This is a genomic window from Citrobacter sp. wls615, from assembly GCF_005281355.1.
In the GTDB taxonomy this organism is placed as follows: Bacteria; Pseudomonadota; Gammaproteobacteria; order Enterobacterales; family Enterobacteriaceae; genus Citrobacter; species Citrobacter werkmanii.
Genome location: NZ_SZXM01000057.1, coordinates 72,368 through 89,474, shown reverse-complemented (window position 1 = coordinate 89,474; position 17,107 = coordinate 72,368). Strand labels below are relative to the sequence as shown.

The following is a 17,107-nucleotide window of genomic DNA, read 5'->3' as shown; positions in this document are numbered from 1 at the left end:
TCTGTCACCTATGTATCCGGTCATACATAATGCTTACCGGGCCTACACGTTTTTCCACTGTAGGAAGCGTTAGCGCCATCCGGCAACAATCGCTAGATCAGCGTGCCGTAAATCGTCAACAGCGCAATAATCACCACCACCACAAACGAGGTCTTCTTCGCCATTGAAACAGCCGCTTTTGGCGTTTCGACTTTATCAGTATGCGGTTCACGCGCCAGAGAGAACTGCGCCAAACGAGTAAGCACCTGATATTGCGAAGTATGCAGATCCGCCAGTGAGGCAAACCAGGCCGGCAGCGCTTTCTCGCCGTGTCCCAGCAGCGCATAGACTACGCCAGCCAAACGAACCGGGATCCAGTCCAGCACATGCAGGATCGCATCAATACCCGATTGCAGACGCTGATGCGGCGTCTGATAGCGCGCCAGCCAGGACTGCCAGGCGCGTAAAAAGGCATAACCAACCAGCGTCACCGGTCCCCACGGACCACCAATGATCAACCAGAATAACGGCGCCAGATAAAAGCGGAAGTTGTTCCATAACAACGCGTTCTGCAGTTCACGCAGGAACTCACGCTCATCACAGTCCGGCGGAACACCATGGATAAGCGTCAGCTCGCTGGCCATCGCCTCACGAGCATGTACATCATCACGAGATGCCGCCTGTAAATAGGCGTGATAGTGGAGACGCGCCTTGCCTGCTCCAATGCACAGCAAGCCAATTAAGATCCACGCCACCAGTAACGGAACGTTAAACAGCAGCCCATGAACCGCGCGCAGCAGCAGGAATGTCAGCCCCATTGCAATCAGGGTCATGCCCACCGTACGCATCATCGAGAAGTGCTTAATTCGGCGGAAAAAAGCTTCCACCCGATGATCAAGCTGCCAGTGCTCACCCAGCTTAAACAGGCGTTCAACAATCAACACCATTAATGTTGTAAACAACGTCATGTCATCTCCTTGTGCGACGAGGGGGTGACCAGGGCGCGAAATTTTGCCCAGTCAAAAGACGGCCCGGGATCGGTCTTACGCTCGGGGGCAATGTTGCAGTGTCCAGTTATATTGCTGGCAATGGTCGGATAACGCGTAATCAGTGCATTCGTCACGGCGGCCAGTTGCTTATACTGTGCATCGGTATAGGCCAGCGTATCCGTTCCTTCCAGCTCGATACCAATTGAAAAATCATTACAGCGCTCACGCCCCTGATAATTTGACACGCCCGCATGCCAGGCTCGTTTATCAAAAGGGACGTACTGCACAATCTCACCATCACGGCGGATCAAACAATGGGCTGAGACGCGCAAATGGGCGATCTCAGCAAAAAAAGGATGGGCCTTGGGATCAATCGTGCCGGTAAACAACGCGTCTATCCACGGGCCGCCAAACTCGCCGGGCGGCAGGCTGATATTATGCACCACCAGCAGAGAAGGGGTTTCGTCATCCGGGCGGCAATCGTAATGAGGAGAGGGAACGCGTCGCGCCTCTGCCAGCCAGCCCTCGTCTAACAACATGCAGAATCTCCTTATTGGTGGTGCTCATATCAGGTTCAGGGTAGCATGTTTCCACCTTATGATTCGTTAGCAATTTGGAGTTTTATCATGCCGCCTCGCCGCTATAACCCTGACTACCGACGTGACGCGCTGTTGGAACGCATAAATCTGGATATCCCTGCCGCTGTAGCTCAGGCACTGCGCGAAGATTTAGGCGGAGAAGTTGATGCCAATAACGATATCACCGCACAGCTTTTACCCGAAGACATGCGCTCCCACGCCACCGTGATCACCCGAGAAAATGGCGTTTTTTGCGGGAAACGTTGGGTGGAAGAGGTCTTTATTCAATTGGCTGGCGATGATGTCAACATCACCTGGCATGTCGAGGATGGCGACAGCATTAAAGCTAATCAACCGCTGTTTGAGCTGGACGGACCTTCCCGCGTACTGCTGACCGGCGAACGTACCGCGCTTAATTTTGTGCAGACGCTTTCGGGTGTGGCGAGCGAGGTGCGTAAATACGTCGATCTGCTGGCAGGGACAAAAACCCAACTACTGGATACACGTAAAACGCTGCCAGGGCTGCGTACTGCCCTGAAATACGCCGTGTTATGCGGCGGCGGCGCAAATCATCGTCTGGGGCTTTCTGACGCCTTCCTGATTAAAGAAAACCATATTATTGCTTCTGGTTCGGTACGCCAGGCCGTTGAAAAAGCCTTCTGGTTGCATCCGGATGTACCCGTTGAAGTTGAAGTTGAAAGCCTGGAAGAACTGGACGACGCGCTGAAAGCCGGGGCGGACATCATCATGCTCGATAACTTCGAAACTGAGCAAATGCGCGAAGCGGTAAAACGCACCAACGGCCAGGCGCGTCTGGAAGTCTCGGGTAACGTCACCCATGAAACACTGCGAGAATTTGCCGAAACCGGTGTGGACTTTATCTCCGTTGGCGCACTGACCAAGCACGTCCGCGCGCTCGATCTCTCCATGCGTTTTCGTTAATTTCTAATAGCAAGGCCCGATGGCGCTTCGCTTATCGGGCATCCCCCCAGCCGGATAAGACATTTACGCCGTCATCCGGCAGTTTCTTCGAGCCCCTTCGCAAATACGTTGTCTGATGCTGTAATTTCGTAAAAATCCTCTGAACCCGCCTTCCCGTTCTGTTTTTTGTCTCTCGCCTAAGATCCGTTCGATTTGCCAAAGTAGCGCCAGCTAACTCCAGGAGCGAATCAACAATGGACAAACAACGAGGCTTCACGCTTATCGAACTAATGGTGGTCATTGGCATCATTGCCATTCTTAGCGCCATCGGTATTCCGGCTTATCAAAACTATCTACGCAAAGCCGCCCTGACAGACATGCTGCAAACCTTTGTCCCCTATCGCACCGCGGTCGAACTCTGTGCGCTGGAGCATGGTGGAACGGAGACTTGCGATGCCGGGACCAATGGCATCCCCTCCCCCACAACCACCCGTTATGTCTCAGGCATGAGTGTTGAAAAAGGCGTTGTCAGTCTCACAGGCCAGGAAAGCCTGAACGGGCTAAGCATCACGATGACGCCGGGTTGGGATAATGCCAACGGTATTACCGGCTGGAGCCGTAACTGCGCCATTCAAAATGACAGCGCACTGCAACAGGCTTGCGAAGACGTTTTCCGCTTCGATACCTACTAAGGAAAAGAGATGAATACCACGCAACTTACGGCGCTATGCCAACGTTATCAGGGAATATTACTCGATGCAGACAATGAAGTAGTACACATCGCCGTGGTGGATGCACCATCCCATGAGCTGCTGGATGCCCTGCATTTTGCCACCACCCGACGTATCGACATTGTTTGCTGGACGCGCCAGCAAATGGAAGGGCACACGCATACGCCACAGAAAATGTTACCGGTCGTAGTGTCTGAAAGCAGCGCTACCGCAGCCGGGGTGCTGAATCAGACGTTTCAATCCGCCCTGGCGCAACGGGCTTCTGATATTCACTTTGAACCCGCGGAACATCGCTATCGGATCAGATTACGCGTGGATGGCGTATTACATGCTTTGCCAGAAGTCCCAACTGAGATGGGCATCGCTATCACCGCGAGATTAAAAGTATTAGGCAGTCTGGATATCGCCGAGCACCGGCTGCCACAAGACGGACAATTTACCGTTGAGATTTCAGGGCAGCCCATTTCGTTTCGTATCTCCACCCTGCCCTGTCGCTGGGGTGAAAAGGTAGTGCTGCGGCTACTTCAACAGGTCGATCAGACGCTGGATATCACTACGCTGGGAATGCAGGACGAACAGCTGGCAGCATTTTCGCAAGCGTTGCAGCAGCCTCAAGGGCTGATTCTGGTTACCGGGCCTACCGGGAGCGGTAAAACGGTCACCCTGTACAGCGCGCTACAAACCCGAAATACATCAGATGTGAATCTTTGTAGCGTAGAGGACCCGGTAGAGATCCCGATCTCAGGCCTTAACCAGACACAAATTCACCCACGCGCAGGTCTTACTTTTCAGGGAGTATTGCGCGCGCTGCTGCGCCAGGATCCCGACATCATTATGGTCGGCGAAATCCGCGATGGCGAAACGGCTGAAATAGCGCTTAAGGCAGCACAAACCGGCCATCTGGTTCTGTCAACACTGCATACAAATTCCACCAGTGAAACCCTGGTGCGCCTGCAGCAAATGGGGGTTGCGCGTTGGATGATCGCCTCCGCGCTGACGCTCGTCATTGCCCAACGGCTGGTCAGAAAGCTATGCCCCCATTGCCGACAACGCCTGGAGACATCCATCACGCTCCCCAAAGCAATCTGGCCCATGCCACTGCCACGTTGGCATGCGCCTGGTTGCGAACATTGTTATCACGGGTTTTATGGCCGTACCGCATTGTTTGAAGTGCTGCCCGTTACTCCTGCATTACGCCAGAATATCGCCAGCGGCACATCCGTAGACGGGGTGGAGTCAGATGCTCTGCTATCAGGGAGTACGCTTTTCGGGAATGGCTGTCAGGCCGTCGAACAAGGCTTAACGACATATGAAGAACTGATTCGCGTACTGGGCGTACCGCATGTCAGCTAAACAGCTTTGGCGCTGGCAAGGCATTAACAACGAAGGTGAGCCGTCGGAAGGCGTATTATGGGCTGAAACCCGACTCTCGCTGATACGTGTTCTGGAGCAGCGGCATATGACGCCGTTACATATTAAACGTATGCGTGTCAAAAACTCGCACTGGAGCCGTGAAAGGAGCGCCGAAACCATCCATCAGTTGGCAACATTGCTGAAAGCAGGGCTAACACTCTCGGCAGCGCTAACTCTGCTGGCTGAACAGCATCCCAGCAGCCAGTGGCAGGCGCTACTGCGCACGCTGGCTCACGATATGGAGCAGGGTATTTCCCTCTCCACCTCACTCGCAACATGGCAACACGTTTTTCCGCCACTTTATCAGGCGATGATCCGTACCGGAGAGCTTACAGGTAAGCTGGATGATTGCTGTTTTGAACTCGCCAGACAGCAAAAAAACCAGCAGCAACTCGCTGATAAAGTTAAAAAAGCCCTGCGCTATCCGATTATCATCATCACGATGGCGGTAATGGTCGTATTTGCGATGCTGCAGTTTGTGCTCCCTGAGTTTGCCGCCATCTACCAAACGTTCAACACCCCACTACCGGCGCTCACTCGGGGGATTATTGCCATCGCCCACTATAGCAGCCAATGGGGGTGGCTGGCGGTAGCATTCACTATGCTCTCAGTTATGACATATCACGTGATCAAACAGAAACCGTATTGGCTCATTCTGAGTCAGAAATTGTTGCTTGGGCTCCCGGTGACAGGCGCGATGGTCAGAGGGCAAAAACTCACGCAGATCTTTACTGTTCTGGCGTTAACGCAAAACGCAGGCATTCCCTTTTTACAGGGTCTTGAGAGCGTAACTGAAACGCTTGCCAGCCCTTTCTGGTCTCAACGTTTAGCGCAGGTTCATCACGACATCAGCGCCGGGGAACCTGTCTGGCTGGCGCTGAAAAATTGCGGCGAATTCAGTCCATTATGTATACAGCTGGTAAGAACGGGGGAAGCATCAGGTTCGCTGGATGCAATGCTGCGTAATCTCGCCCACCATCACGGAGAGAAAACGCTGTCTCAGGCGGAAAATCTGGCTGCGCTACTTGAGCCCTCGTTACTGGTCATTACGGGTTTGATCATCGGTACGCTGGTTGTCGCGATGTATTTACCGATTTTCCATTTGGGAGATGCAATGAGCGGCGTGGGATAAAGCTGGCGCATTACCACACGCCAGCTTTATCATGTTACAGGCTATTGAAAACGCGGTTTTCTTGTTCCTGTACACGAATAAACGTTGTACGTTTGGTCAGCTCTTTCAGACGAGAGGCACCGACATAAGTACAGGCTGAACGCAGGCCGCCGAGGATATCGCGAGCGGTATTATCAACCGGACCACGCAGCGGCAGCTTAACGGTTTTACCTTCTGCGGCGCGGTACTGTGCAACACCACCTACGTGACGTGTCATGGCAGATTCAGAGCTCATACCGTAGAACAGCATGAATTTCTCACCATTCTCTTCAACAATTTTGCCGCCACTTTCTTCATGACCGGCCAGCATCCCGCCGAGCATAACGAAGTCCGCACCGCCGCCGAACGCTTTTGCCACGTCACCCGGCATTGTGCAGCCACCGTCGCTGACAATCATACCGCCCAGACCGTGGGCTGCATCGGCACATTCAATCACTGCAGAAAGTTGCGGATAGCCAACGCCGGTTTTTACACGCGTGGTACATACAGAACCTGGCCCAATACCGACTTTGACAATGTCCGCACCGGAAAGCACCAGCTCTTCACACATTTCGCCAGTAACCACATTGCCCGCACAGATCGTTTTCGTCGGCCATGCTGCACGCGCTTTTGAGACAAACTGAACAAAATGCTCTGAGTAGCCATTTGCCACATCAATGCAGATAAAGTTCAGCGCCGGGTTGAGCGCCAGAATCTGTTTGGTTTTTTCGAAATCAGCGTCAGAGGTGCCAGTTGAAACCATCACATGCTTGAGCACATCGGTAGAAGTCTCTGCGATAAAGGCAGACCAGTCTTCAACAGAATAGTGTTTGTGCACAGCCGTCAGGATGTCGAAAGATGCCAGAGCCTTTGCCATGGCAAACGTCCCGACAGTGTCCATGTTCGCAGCGATAATCGGTACGCCGGACCAGGTCTGACCTGAATGCTTAAAGGTAAATTGACGTTCCAGCTCAACATCGGAACGGCTTTTGAGAGTAGAACGCTTAGGGCGGATAAGAACGTCTTTGAAACCTAACTTCAGATCTTCTTCGATACGCATGTGCGGATTCCTGGGGTTAATGGCGAAAAATCGAAACTCACAACTCCAGTGACGCTATCATACGCACTAATCAATGCCGCGCAAGACTGCGAAATTCTCTTTTTTTACGCTACAATCCCATAAATTTACCTGGCGAATAGTAGGTTAATCCTGCAGTAGCCTCGCCTTCACGCGCTTAACTTTTAACTGTTTGATAATCAAACTTAAACTCCAGGATCTGCATCTATGAGGTATACAGTAGCCTTAACCGGCGGCATTGGCAGTGGTAAAAGCACCGTTGCAAATGCGTTCGCTGACCTCGGAATAAACGTGATTGATGCAGATATCATTGCGCGTCAGGTGGTTGAACCAGGTAAGCCTGCCCTCGTGGCGATTAAAGAACATTTTGGTTCCGACGTGATAGCCGCTGACGGGTCGCTACAGCGACGCATTTTACGCGAACGTATTTTTTCCAATCCTGAGGAAAAAAGCTGGCTAAATGCGCTGCTCCATCCGCTTATTCAGCAGGAAACACAGCGTCAGTTTGATCAAGCGACCTCGCCCTATCTGTTATGGGTTGTCCCATTGCTGGTAGAGAATTCGCTGTATAAAAAAGCCAACCGCGTGCTGGTGGTGGATGTCACCCCTGAGACCCAGCTCAGACGAACCATGCAGCGTGATGATGTGACACGCGAGCATGTTGAACAAATTCTTGCTGCCCAGGCAACGCGTGAAGCGCGTCTGGCCGTGGCAGACGATGTTATTGATAATAATGGCGCACCGGAAGCCATCGCCTCGGATGTCGCCCGCCTGCACGCGCTCTATTTGCAATGCGCGTTGCAGTTTGTCTCACAGGAAAAACCGTAATGCACACCCAGGTCCTTTTTGAACACCCTCTCAATGAGAAGATGCGTACATGGCTGCGCATAGAGTTTTTGATCCAACAGCTCTCCGTTAATTTACCTATTGCAGACCATGCAGGGGCGCTGCATTTTTTCCGTAATATCGGCGACTTACTGGATGTCTTTGAACGCGGTGAAGTCCGAACCGAACTCCTGAAAGAACTTGAACGACAACAGCGTAAACTCCAGGCCTGGGTTGAAGTTCCCGGCGTCGATCAAAGCAGAATCGACGCATTGCGCCAACAGTTAAAAAGCGCGGGCAGCATTCTGATTTCGGCCCCACGCATTGGACAAACGCTGCGTGAAGATCGTCTGATTGGCCTCGTGCGTCAGCGTTTAAGCATTCCTGGCGGATGCTGCAGTTTCGATCTTCCCACCCTGCATATCTGGTTACATTTACCGCAGCCGCAACGCGACGCGCAGGTTGAAACCTGGCTTGCCAGCCTGAATCCGCTCAACCAGGCGTTGTCGCTGGTGCTGGATTTAATTCGTAACTCGGCGCCGTTTCGTAAACAAACCAGCCTGAATGGTTTTTACCAGGATAACGGCGAAGATGCCGATTTGCTGCGCTTGCAGCTGCCGCTGGATTCGCAGCTTTATCCGCAAATTTCTGGTCATAAGAGCCGTTTTGCCATTCGTTTTATGCCGCTGGATAGCGAGAATGGCCAGGTGCCTGAGCGTCTCGATTTTGATCTGGCGTGCTGTTAAGGAGTCAACATGTCTGAACAAACCATCGTCAACTGCCCAACCTGCGGCAAACCCGTGGTGTGGGCTGAAGTCAGTCCATTTCGCCCATTCTGCAGCAAACGCTGCCAGTTAATCGATCTGGGAGAGTGGGCCGCAGAAGAGAAACGTATCCCAAGCTCTGGCGATCTGTCGGAAAGCGACGACTGGAGTGAAGAGCAGAAATAACTCTGCCAAAACGGGAGAAGGCAACGCCGCATCCGGCGTTGTATGTTGTTTTGCCTGATGGCGCTGCGCTTATCAGGCCTACGAACGAAAACGTAGGGCGGGCAAGCGTAGCGCCCCCGCCATAATTGGCCGGATGTGGCATTGCCTTATCCGGCCTACGAACACCATTAGCCCGCAATTAGCTTTTCAATTACCGGCGCATTCGCGGGCGGGAAGTCCTCCACATTCAGAGCATCTTGCACAATCCACTGCGCCGGTTGTCCCTCTTTGCCCCACGGTTCGCCTTCCCAGCTCTCAACCAGCCAGAACCATAGCGTGATGTGCCGGTCCGGAAACTGATACTCCAGCTTTTCGAACAATGAATTCTGAGTCGGTGTGATCCCAACTTCTTCCTGTAGTTCGCGAATCAGCGCCTGCTCTGGCGTTTCACCCGCTTCAATTTTCCCGCCGGGGAATTCCAGCTTATTTGCCATATGGGCATCCGCCGCACGCTGGGTGATAAAAATTTCATTGTGCTGGTTACGAATAATCCCGACGGCGATCTGTAGTATTTTCATTTTCATCGTCCATAAAAAAGGCGCAGAAGTCTGCGCCTTTTCAATAAGTTATTTTCTTAGCTCAGACGGCCATGACACTGTTTGTATTTCTTGCCGGAACCGCAAGGGCACGGATCGTTACGACCCACTTTACGATCGCCGGTTTGTGCTGCCAGCTCTTCTGCTGCGGCGGAATCGTCACCTTTATGGCTCAACTGCTGCATCTGCGCTAAACGCTCAGCTTCTTCACGACGCTGCTGCTCCATCGCTTCTACTTCTTCTGGCATACGTACCTGAACTTTGCTCAGGGTACTGATCACTTCATACTTCAGTGATTCCAGCATTGATGCAAACATAGAGAAGGATTCGCGCTTATATTCCTGCTTCGGATCTTTTTGCGCATAACCACGCAGATGGATACCCTGACGCAGGTAATCCATTGCCGCAAGGTGCTCTTTCCACAGCGAGTCGAGCGTTTGCAGCATCACGCCTTTTTCGAAGTGACGCATCATCTCTGCGCCCACAACTTCTTCTTTGCGCTGATAAACTTCCACCGCGTTTGCCAGAATACGTTCACGCAGCGTTTCTTCGTGCAGCTCAGGTTCTTTATCCAGCCACTCTGAAATCGGCATATCCAGATCGAAGTCGTTTTTCAGGCGCTCCTGCAGACCAGGAATATCCCACATTTCTTCCAGAGACTGCGGCGGAATATAGGCATCAATCGTCGCTTTGAAGACGTCTTCGCGGATGCTGTTAATGGTTTCGCTAACGTCAGAGACGTCCAGCAGTTCGTTACGCTGGGTGTAGATTGCACGTCGCTGGTCGTTTGCAACGTCATCATATTCCAGCAGTTGCTTACGAATATCGAAGTTGCGGCTTTCCACTTTACGCTGCGCGTTTGCAATCGCTTTCGTCACCCACGGGTGTTCAATCGCTTCACCCGGCTTCATACCCAGTTTACGCATCATGCCGGACACGCGGTCAGAGGCAAAAATACGCATCAGCGCATCTTCCATCGACAGGTAGAAACGAGACGAACCCGCATCCCCCTGACGACCGGAACGGCCGCGCAGCTGGTTATCGATACGACGAGATTCATGGCGCTCAGTACCGATAATATGTAAACCACCGGCCGCTAACACCGCGTCATGACGAACCTGCCAGTCAGCTTTGATCTGGGCAATCTGTTCCGGAGTTGGGTCTTCCAGCTCGGCAACTTCCGCCTGCCAGCTACCACCCAACACGATATCGGTACCACGACCCGCCATGTTTGTCGCAATAGTTACGGCTGACGGATAACCCGCCTGAGCAACGATATCCGCTTCGCTGGCGTGGAACTTGGCGTTCAGTACGTTGTGCTTGATACCCGCTTTGGTCAGCTCGTTAGAGACCACTTCCGATTTTTCAATGGAGATAGTACCCACCAGCACCGGCTGGCCATTTGCGGTACGCTCTTTAATATCTTCAATAATCGCCTGAATTTTTTCCGCTTCGGTCATGTACACCAGATCCGGTAAATCCTTACGGATCATCGGACGGTTGGTCGGAACGACCACGGTATCCAGTTTGTAGATGGAGCTGAATTCAAACGCTTCAGTGTCTGCAGTACCGGTCATACCGGCCAGTTTTTCGTACAAACGGAAGTAGTTCTGGAAGGTAATGGATGCCAGCGTCTGGTTTTCGTTCTGGATCTCCACCCCTTCTTTCGCTTCAACAGCCTGGTGCAGGCCATCGGACCAGCGACGCCCCTGCATCGTACGACCAGTGTGTTCGTCGACGATGATAACTTCGCCATCTTTCACGATGTAGTCGACGTCACGGGTAAACAGCACGTGCGCGCGCAGTGCGGCAGTCACGTGGTGCATCAGCATAATGTTGCCCGGAGAGTACAGCGACTCGCCCTCATCCATAATGCCTTCGTTCACCAGCAGTTCTTCAATCAGCACCAGACCACGTTCGGTCAGGTTAACCTGGCGTGCCTTCTCATCTACGGAGAAGTGACCTTCGCCCTGGAAAGTGTCGGAATCTTCCTTCTCCTGACGGATCAGGTGCGGAATGATTTTGTTCACTTTTTTATACATTTCCGAGCTGTCTTCAGCCGGACCGGAAATGATCAGCGGCGTACGCGCTTCATCGATCAAGATGGAGTCGACTTCATCGACCAATGCATAGTGCAGTTTACGCTGAACGCGCTCTTCCGGGCTAAACGCCATGTTGTCACGCAGGTAGTCAAAGCCGTATTCGTTGTTGGTACCGTAAGTAATATCAGCGTTGTAGGCTTCACGCTTGGCTGGTGCTGGCAGGCCAGACATGTTGATACCCACGGTCATGCCGAGGAATTCAAACAGTGGGCGGTTATTTTCAGCGTCACGCTGAGCCAGGTAGTCGTTCACGGTAACCACGTGTACGCCTTTGCCACTTAACGCGTTCAGGTACGCCGGCAGCGTTGCGGTCAGGGTTTTACCTTCACCGGTACGCATTTCCGCGATGCAGCGGTCGTTCAGGACCATACCGCCCAGCAGCTGAACATCGAAGTGGCGCATGCCGAACACACGCTTACTCGCTTCGCGGACCACCGCGAACGCTTCCGGGATCAGGCTCTCAACGCTGGCGCCTTTTTCCAGACGGGCACGGAATTCAGCGGTCTTCGCTTTCAGCTCATCATCGGAGAGTTTTTCCATCTCCGGTTCCATTGCGTTGATGACATTGACCACTTTACGCATACGACGCAGCGTACGTTCGTTACGGCTACCGAATACTTTTGTTAATAATTTGATTAGCATAATAAAATCTCAAACGCCCCGCAGTGCGGAGTCAAAAATTATAAGTTGGAAGGTTCTTTTTTAGCTGAGGCGTTGAGGGCCAGCGCGGATACCCTGCAGCTGGCTGATCCAGACCGGAACGCTAAACGCGGCCTGAGAGGTAAAGTGTGCGTATGTCACGCGACTTACTGTCGCGGGCGGAGTGCCTTCTTGCGTCAGCATCGCGCTGAGCGTATTCAATAACGCAAGATGGTGCGCCTGGATTGGCAACGGCTCTTCGGCAACGGGCAGCGCCTGAGGAGCCATAGCAAAAGAAAGATGGCGAATAACCGTACGAATAGCATGCTGATGCCAGTAGTCGACGGTAAAATTCGGGCGGCGATTGGTCGCTTCCAGCAAAGCAAGCTGGTTAAAGTTAACTTTAGCGCCTTGATCGTGATTGCTGGCGGTCGCCTTCGCGGGGGTATTAGGTTCAGCAGCATTACCGAGCGCGGGCAGGCCAAAACTAGCCGCGACCATCCCCAACAGGAGATGCGGCCAGAAGTACCGTCTGCCTAACTGTCGCCAGCGCGTCAGTATTCCACTCACGTTATTGCCACCTGATATACCCTGCGTTTGGGGTTACATATGCAAAACCATTTTTTGCGCACAAATATTACCATTAATGCGTTCGCACCACAGCAGTAATGACGCAAGTCGCGGGTAAATATGCTTAAGAAAGCAGCGATCGAACGCTATTTTACTCGGCCGGTGGGGAGAAAGTCGCTTCAGGGAAGGTGGTTTGCAATCGGAAAATAAAAAACGACTGGTTCACCTGGCCGGAGAGAGTGCCAGATTAACCAGTCGAATTTATGCGACAACGTATATCGTTATGCCAGTACGGTCGAAGGTGCTTTGAACGCCAACGGCAGTTCTGCATCGTCCTGGAAGGTCACATATTCCCAGGCTTCCTGTTTCGCCAGGACCGCCTGCAACAGTTTGTTATTCAATGCATGACCGGATTTATACGCGGTGAATGCACCAATAATGTTGTGACCACACATGAACAAGTCACCAATTGCGTCGAGCATTTTGTGACGAACGAATTCGTCTTCAAAACGCAGGCCGTCTTCGTTCAATACGCGATAATCGTCAACAACGATGGCACAATCGAAGCTGCCGCCCAGGCACAGGCCGCGGGACTGCAGATATTCGATATCACGCATGAAGCCGAAAGTACGCGCGCGGCTGATCTGGCGCATGAACGCATCCGCAGAGAAGTTCATCGCGTAGCGCTGCGTGCTGGAGTCGATTGCCGGATGGTTAAAGTCGATGGTGAAATCCAACGTGAAACCATTATACGGCTTAAACTCAGCCCACTTATCGCCATCTTCGACACGAACGGTCTCTTTGATGCGAACAAATTTTTTGGCGCTGCTCAGTTCTTCAATACCCGCATCAAGCAGCAGATAAACGAACGGAGCGGCACTGCCATCCATGATCGGGATTTCCGGGGCGTTAACTTCAATAACGATGTTATCGATACCTAAGCCCGCCAGAGCAGCGTTAAGGTGCTCAACGGTTGAAATCCGTACATCATGCTCATTGACCAGACACGTACAGAGCATGGTATCACGCACAGATTTGGCATCGGCCGGGAAATCTACCGGAGGATTCAAGTCGGTGCGACGATAGATGACCCCGGTGTTGGCCGGCGCAGGGCGTAATGTCAGGGTGACTTTTTTGCCGGTATGCAAACCGACGCCAGTCGCCTGAACGATACGTTTAAGAGTCCTTTGTTTGATCATCGTATAATCTCGCCAAATTACCTATCCAACCGAAGTGTACTATACATTCGGTGGGCCAGTTTAGCACAAAGAGCCACAATTCCCAAATTCCAGCTAATTCTTAATCAGCTTGCTTACGCAGGAACGCAGGGATATCCAGATAATCCGGCTCTTTAGTGGTTTGCGGCGTATTGTCGTTCACCACTTTCGCAACCGGTTTTTGCTCTTGCGTCAACGGCGCCATACCGTGTTGCTGGTAACGATCCATTACCGGTTGCTGAACCTGCTTGTTGGTTACCAGAGTGATTTCAGGACGCTTGTCCATACCAATTCCAGTGGCAACAACGGTCACGCGCAGTTCGTCGTTCATATCCGGGTCCAGAGAGGTACCGATAACCACGGTCGCGTTATCCGATGCAAAGGCACGGATGGTGTTACCGACGGTTTCGAACTCATCCAGACGCAGGTCGAAGCCCGCAGTAATGTTGACCAACACGCCGCGCGCGCCGGACAGATCGATATCTTCCAGCAGCGGGGAAGAGATTGCCATTTCAGCCGCTTCTTCCGCACGGTCTTCACCGCTTGCCACGCCGGAGCCCATCATCGCGTAGCCCATTTCGGACATCACGGTGCGCACGTCTGCAAAGTCGACGTTCATCAGGCCCGGACGCGTAATCAGTTCAGCGATACCCTGGACTGCGCCTTTCAGCACATCGTTCGCTGCGCCAAACGCATCCAGCAGGGAGATACCACGGCCCAGCACTTTCAGCAGTTTGTCGTTCGGGATAGTGATCAGAGAGTCCACGTGTTTGGACAGCTCGGTGATACCCTGCTCAGCGAATGCCATACGCTTCTTGCCTTCAAAGTTGAAAGGCTTAGTCACGACAGCAACAGTCAGGATACCTAAATCTTTTGCTACTTCAGCAACCACTGGCGCTGCACCGGTTCCGGTACCGCCGCCCATACCTGCTGCAATAAACACCATGTCTGCGCCGTCAAGCGCTGCACGCAGAGCTTCACGATCTTCGTCTGCCGCATTACGACCGACTTCCGGGTTTGCACCCGCGCCCAGACCTTTGGTGATGCCGCTACCAATCTGAATGGTCTGTCCAACCGCCGTTTTACGCAACGCCTGAGCGTCGGTATTCACCGCGAAGAATTCAACACCTTCGATGCGCTCGCGCACCATGTGTTCAACGGCATTACCGCCGCCGCCGCCGACGCCGATGACTTTAATCACCGCGTCATTGGTTAGTTCCATAGGTTCAAACATAGTTTCTCTCTCCGTTGTGCCTGTCGCCTGAGACCTTTAATGTGCGTCGGTCTCTTTAAAAATTAAAACTCTTTTCGCAGCCAGCTATTGAGTCGTTTAATCCACGAGCCAACTGACGCCGTTACGCGTTTTTCAACTTCAGCCTCACCACTTAAATGGGATTCTTTCCCGTAGTGAAGCAGCCCCACCGCCGTGGAATAGTACGGCTCCTGGGCATAATCCGTCAGACCGGTAATATTCAGCGGTGCGCCAATACGGACTTGCGTATGGAACACGCGCTGTGCGCAGGCCGCAAGACCTTCAATTTGCGCTGCGCCACCGGTTAACACAATCCCCGCCGCCAGATGATGTTTCACACCCTGCTGGCGAAGCTGTTCTTGTAATTGCAAAATTTCTTCGTTGACCAGGTTGAGCAGCTCGGTATAACGCGGCTCAATGACCTCTGCCAAAGTCTGACGTTGCAGGCTACGTGGCGGACGGCCGCCCACACTTGGCACCTCAACGCTCTCGTCTTTACCGACGATGGAGCCCAGCGCGCAGCCATGACGAACTTTGATGGCTTCGGCATCGCTCGGCGGCGTACCGAAGGCATACGCGATATCGCTGGTCACCACATTCCCTGCATAAGGGATCACTTTGGTATGGCGCAACGCCCCGCCAGTATAAACGGCGATGTCCATTGTACCACCACCAATATCTACCACGCAGACACCCAGTTCACGTTCATCTTCCGTCAACACGGAATAACTGGCTGCCAGTCCGGCGAAAATCAGTTGGTCAACTTTCAGACCACAACGTTCAACGGCTTTGACAATATTCTTCGCCATGTCGTTATGGCAGGTAATAAGATGCACTTTTGCCTGCATGCGTACGCCGGAAAGACCGACCGGATTTTTAATACCTTCCTGGTAGTCAATGGCGTATTCCTGCGGAATAACGTGCAGAACACGATGTTCATCGCGCACGCGTACGGATTTTGCCGTATGTACGACGTTTTCCACATCTTCCTGTGTCACTTCCTCTTCGGAAATGGGCACCATACCAATTTCATTCTGACAGCTAATATGTTTGCCGGAAAGCGCCAGATATACCGAGGATATCTGGCAATCTGCCATCAGCTCAGCCTGGTCAATGGCGCGCTGTACGCATTTCACCACTGACTCAAGGTCATTCACCCCGCCTTTATCCATACCTCGCGATGGGCAACTGCCCACGCCAATGATATTGACCATACCGTCGGGCAGAACTTCCCCTACTAAAGCGGCTACCTTCGCGGTGCCAATCTCCAGTCCAACTACCAGTTTTCTGTCCGTCGCCTTGATCATTGTTGTTCTGCCTGTGCCTGATTCTGTTGCTGATTAGATTCCTCAGGAGGCAAGGGAACCCAGCCTACTGCCGCTCCTGAGTCATAACGCAAATCAACGTAGCTAATCCGTTTGCCATCGGTTTGCGCCTGCTGCTGTAAAACCGGGTAGAGTTCCACAAAGCGAGCCAAACGTTTTATCGTATCGCCCCTGCCCAGATTGAGCTTAATATCGTTATTCAGCGTCAACTGCCAGGAACGACGCGCGGTCATCGCCGCTTCCTTCAGGGTGAATCTATCCTTAGCCAGCACCTGCCCCATATCGCGGAACCCTTGCAGCACTTCACTTGCGCTGCCTTCCGGTCCGTACAACATAGGTAATACCTGCTTATTGGCCCGACCGGTTGGGACGCTGAACGTATTGCCTTCGGCATCCACCATGTGCTGGTCATTCCAACGCGCAATTGGCACATATTCAACCAGATGAATCTTCAATTCATCAGGCCATTGCTTTCTGACGCTCGCCTGTTTAATCCACGGGAGGCGTTCAATCTGACTCTGGATGATGTTTACATCCTGCGTCATAAAGGTTCCCGGCGCGCCCAGCGCCAGAATGGACTGACGGATATCATCATTGCGCGTGTAATGCCGTTCGCCGGTTAACACCAGTTTTGACAACGGCAAACGCTGCGCATCTTCCATCCATCCCAACACTACCCAGCCGCTGACAAACACGGTGCACAGCACTGTCAGCAGGAACAGTATTCCTGCAAGACGCGTTCCATTATTGCGGCGTGAGGAGTTTACTTCTTCTTCATCACCGTTTCGCGTGTTCAGCGCAGCCTGCGACATA

Annotated in this window: 17 protein-coding genes; 7 read left to right on the top strand and 10 right to left on the bottom strand. The window is 52.7% G+C overall.

Translation table 11 applies throughout. The annotated features are described in order from the left end of the window. Nucleotides 1–92: 92 nt before the first annotated feature. Both ampE and ampD read right to left on the bottom strand, forming a co-directional pair. Entirely contained in the window at nucleotides 93–947 is an 855-nt protein-coding gene (ampE, locus tag FDX04_RS15335) for a beta-lactamase regulator AmpE (RefSeq protein WP_137371178.1), read from the bottom strand. Then, nucleotides 944–1,507 (bottom strand): 1,6-anhydro-N-acetylmuramyl-L-alanine amidase AmpD, encoded by a 564-nt coding sequence (ampD, locus tag FDX04_RS15330; RefSeq protein WP_061382950.1) that lies wholly within the window; start codon nucleotides 1,505–1,507, stop codon nucleotides 944–946. The genes ampE and ampD overlap by 4 nt, the downstream gene beginning before the upstream one ends. 87 nt (nucleotides 1,508–1,594) lie before the next feature. Here ampD and nadC point away from each other — a divergent pair, with 87 nt between their 5' ends. From nadC to hofC, 4 genes are all read left to right on the top strand, one after another. Further along, nucleotides 1,595–2,488, top strand: a complete 894-nt coding sequence (gene nadC, locus FDX04_RS15325; protein WP_042312634.1) for a carboxylating nicotinate-nucleotide diphosphorylase — start codon at nucleotides 1,595–1,597, stop codon at nucleotides 2,486–2,488. A 233-nt stretch (nucleotides 2,489–2,721) separates the two neighbouring features. Beyond that, nucleotides 2,722–3,159, top strand: a complete 438-nt coding sequence (gene ppdD / locus FDX04_RS15320; protein WP_042312306.1) for a prepilin peptidase-dependent pilin — start codon at nucleotides 2,722–2,724, stop codon at nucleotides 3,157–3,159. Between the two features lie 9 nt (nucleotides 3,160–3,168). Beyond that, nucleotides 3,169–4,551, top strand: coding sequence for a type II secretion system protein GspE (gene gspE, locus FDX04_RS15315; protein WP_137371177.1), 1,383 nt, complete (start codon nucleotides 3,169–3,171; stop codon nucleotides 4,549–4,551). Continuing rightward, the gene (hofC, locus tag FDX04_RS15310) at nucleotides 4,541–5,743 is read left to right on the top strand and encodes a protein transport protein HofC (protein WP_137371176.1); all 1,203 of its coding nucleotides are present in this window, start codon (nucleotides 4,541–4,543) and stop codon (nucleotides 5,741–5,743) included. Before gspE ends, hofC begins: the two co-directional genes overlap by 11 nt. Before the next feature lie 34 nt (nucleotides 5,744–5,777). On the opposite strand, the gene FDX04_RS15305 is transcribed toward hofC, so the two are convergent. After that, nucleotides 5,778–6,821 carry a GMP reductase gene (locus FDX04_RS15305; RefSeq protein WP_137360253.1) on the bottom strand — a complete coding sequence of 348 codons (1,044 nt, stop codon included), beginning with the start codon at nucleotides 6,819–6,821 and terminating at the stop codon, nucleotides 5,778–5,780. 225 nt (nucleotides 6,822–7,046) lie between these two features. On the opposite strand from FDX04_RS15305, the gene coaE reads away from it, so the two are divergent. From coaE to yacG, 3 genes are read left to right on the top strand one after another with little or no spacing between them, the layout of a single operon-like run. After that, a complete protein-coding gene (gene coaE / locus FDX04_RS15300; RefSeq protein ID WP_042312315.1) occupies nucleotides 7,047–7,667 on the top strand; it encodes a dephospho-CoA kinase in 621 nt (206 codons plus the stop codon). Beyond that, nucleotides 7,667–8,410: a cell division protein ZapD gene (zapD, locus tag FDX04_RS15295; protein WP_038637234.1), complete on the top strand. Its 744-nt coding sequence runs from the start codon at nucleotides 7,667–7,669 to the stop codon at nucleotides 8,408–8,410. The genes coaE and zapD overlap by 1 nt, the downstream gene beginning before the upstream one ends. 9 nt (nucleotides 8,411–8,419) lie before the next feature. Continuing rightward, nucleotides 8,420–8,614 (top strand): DNA gyrase inhibitor YacG, encoded by a 195-nt coding sequence (yacG, locus tag FDX04_RS15290; RefSeq protein ID WP_003018740.1) that lies wholly within the window; start codon nucleotides 8,420–8,422, stop codon nucleotides 8,612–8,614. Nucleotides 8,615–8,781: 167 nt separating this feature from the next. Here the strand turns inward: yacG and mutT are convergent, their stop codons facing one another. The 7 genes from mutT to ftsQ all read right to left on the bottom strand — a co-directional run bounded on the left by mutT (nucleotide 8,782) and on the right by ftsQ (nucleotide 17,106). Continuing rightward, nucleotides 8,782–9,171, bottom strand: coding sequence for an 8-oxo-dGTP diphosphatase MutT (gene mutT / locus FDX04_RS15285; protein ID WP_042312636.1), 390 nt, complete (start codon nucleotides 9,169–9,171; stop codon nucleotides 8,782–8,784). Between the two features lie 56 nt (nucleotides 9,172–9,227). Further along, nucleotides 9,228–11,933: a preprotein translocase subunit SecA gene (gene secA, locus FDX04_RS15280; RefSeq protein WP_042312318.1), complete on the bottom strand. Its 2,706-nt coding sequence runs from the start codon at nucleotides 11,931–11,933 to the stop codon at nucleotides 9,228–9,230. Between the two features lie 60 nt (nucleotides 11,934–11,993). After that, nucleotides 11,994–12,500, bottom strand: a complete 507-nt coding sequence (gene secM, locus FDX04_RS15275; RefSeq protein WP_042312321.1) for a secA translation cis-regulator SecM — start codon at nucleotides 12,498–12,500, stop codon at nucleotides 11,994–11,996. A 281-nt stretch (nucleotides 12,501–12,781) separates the two neighbouring features. Continuing rightward, nucleotides 12,782–13,699: a UDP-3-O-acyl-N-acetylglucosamine deacetylase gene (lpxC, locus tag FDX04_RS15270; protein ID WP_006686706.1), complete on the bottom strand. Its 918-nt coding sequence runs from the start codon at nucleotides 13,697–13,699 to the stop codon at nucleotides 12,782–12,784. Nucleotides 13,700–13,799: 100 nt separating this feature from the next. After that, the gene (ftsZ, locus tag FDX04_RS15265; protein WP_003018753.1) at nucleotides 13,800–14,951 is read right to left on the bottom strand and encodes a cell division protein FtsZ; all 1,152 of its coding nucleotides are present in this window, start codon (nucleotides 14,949–14,951) and stop codon (nucleotides 13,800–13,802) included. 62 nt (nucleotides 14,952–15,013) lie between these two features. Beyond that, on the bottom strand, nucleotides 15,014–16,276 hold the full coding sequence (gene ftsA, locus FDX04_RS15260; protein ID WP_003018755.1) for a cell division protein FtsA: 1,263 nt from the start codon (nucleotides 16,274–16,276) through the stop codon (nucleotides 15,014–15,016). Further along, the gene (gene ftsQ / locus FDX04_RS15255) at nucleotides 16,273–17,106 is read right to left on the bottom strand and encodes a cell division protein FtsQ (protein WP_003018758.1); all 834 of its coding nucleotides are present in this window, start codon (nucleotides 17,104–17,106) and stop codon (nucleotides 16,273–16,275) included. Before ftsQ ends, ftsA begins: the two co-directional genes overlap by 4 nt. Between the last annotated feature and the right edge of the window lies 1 nt (nucleotide 17,107).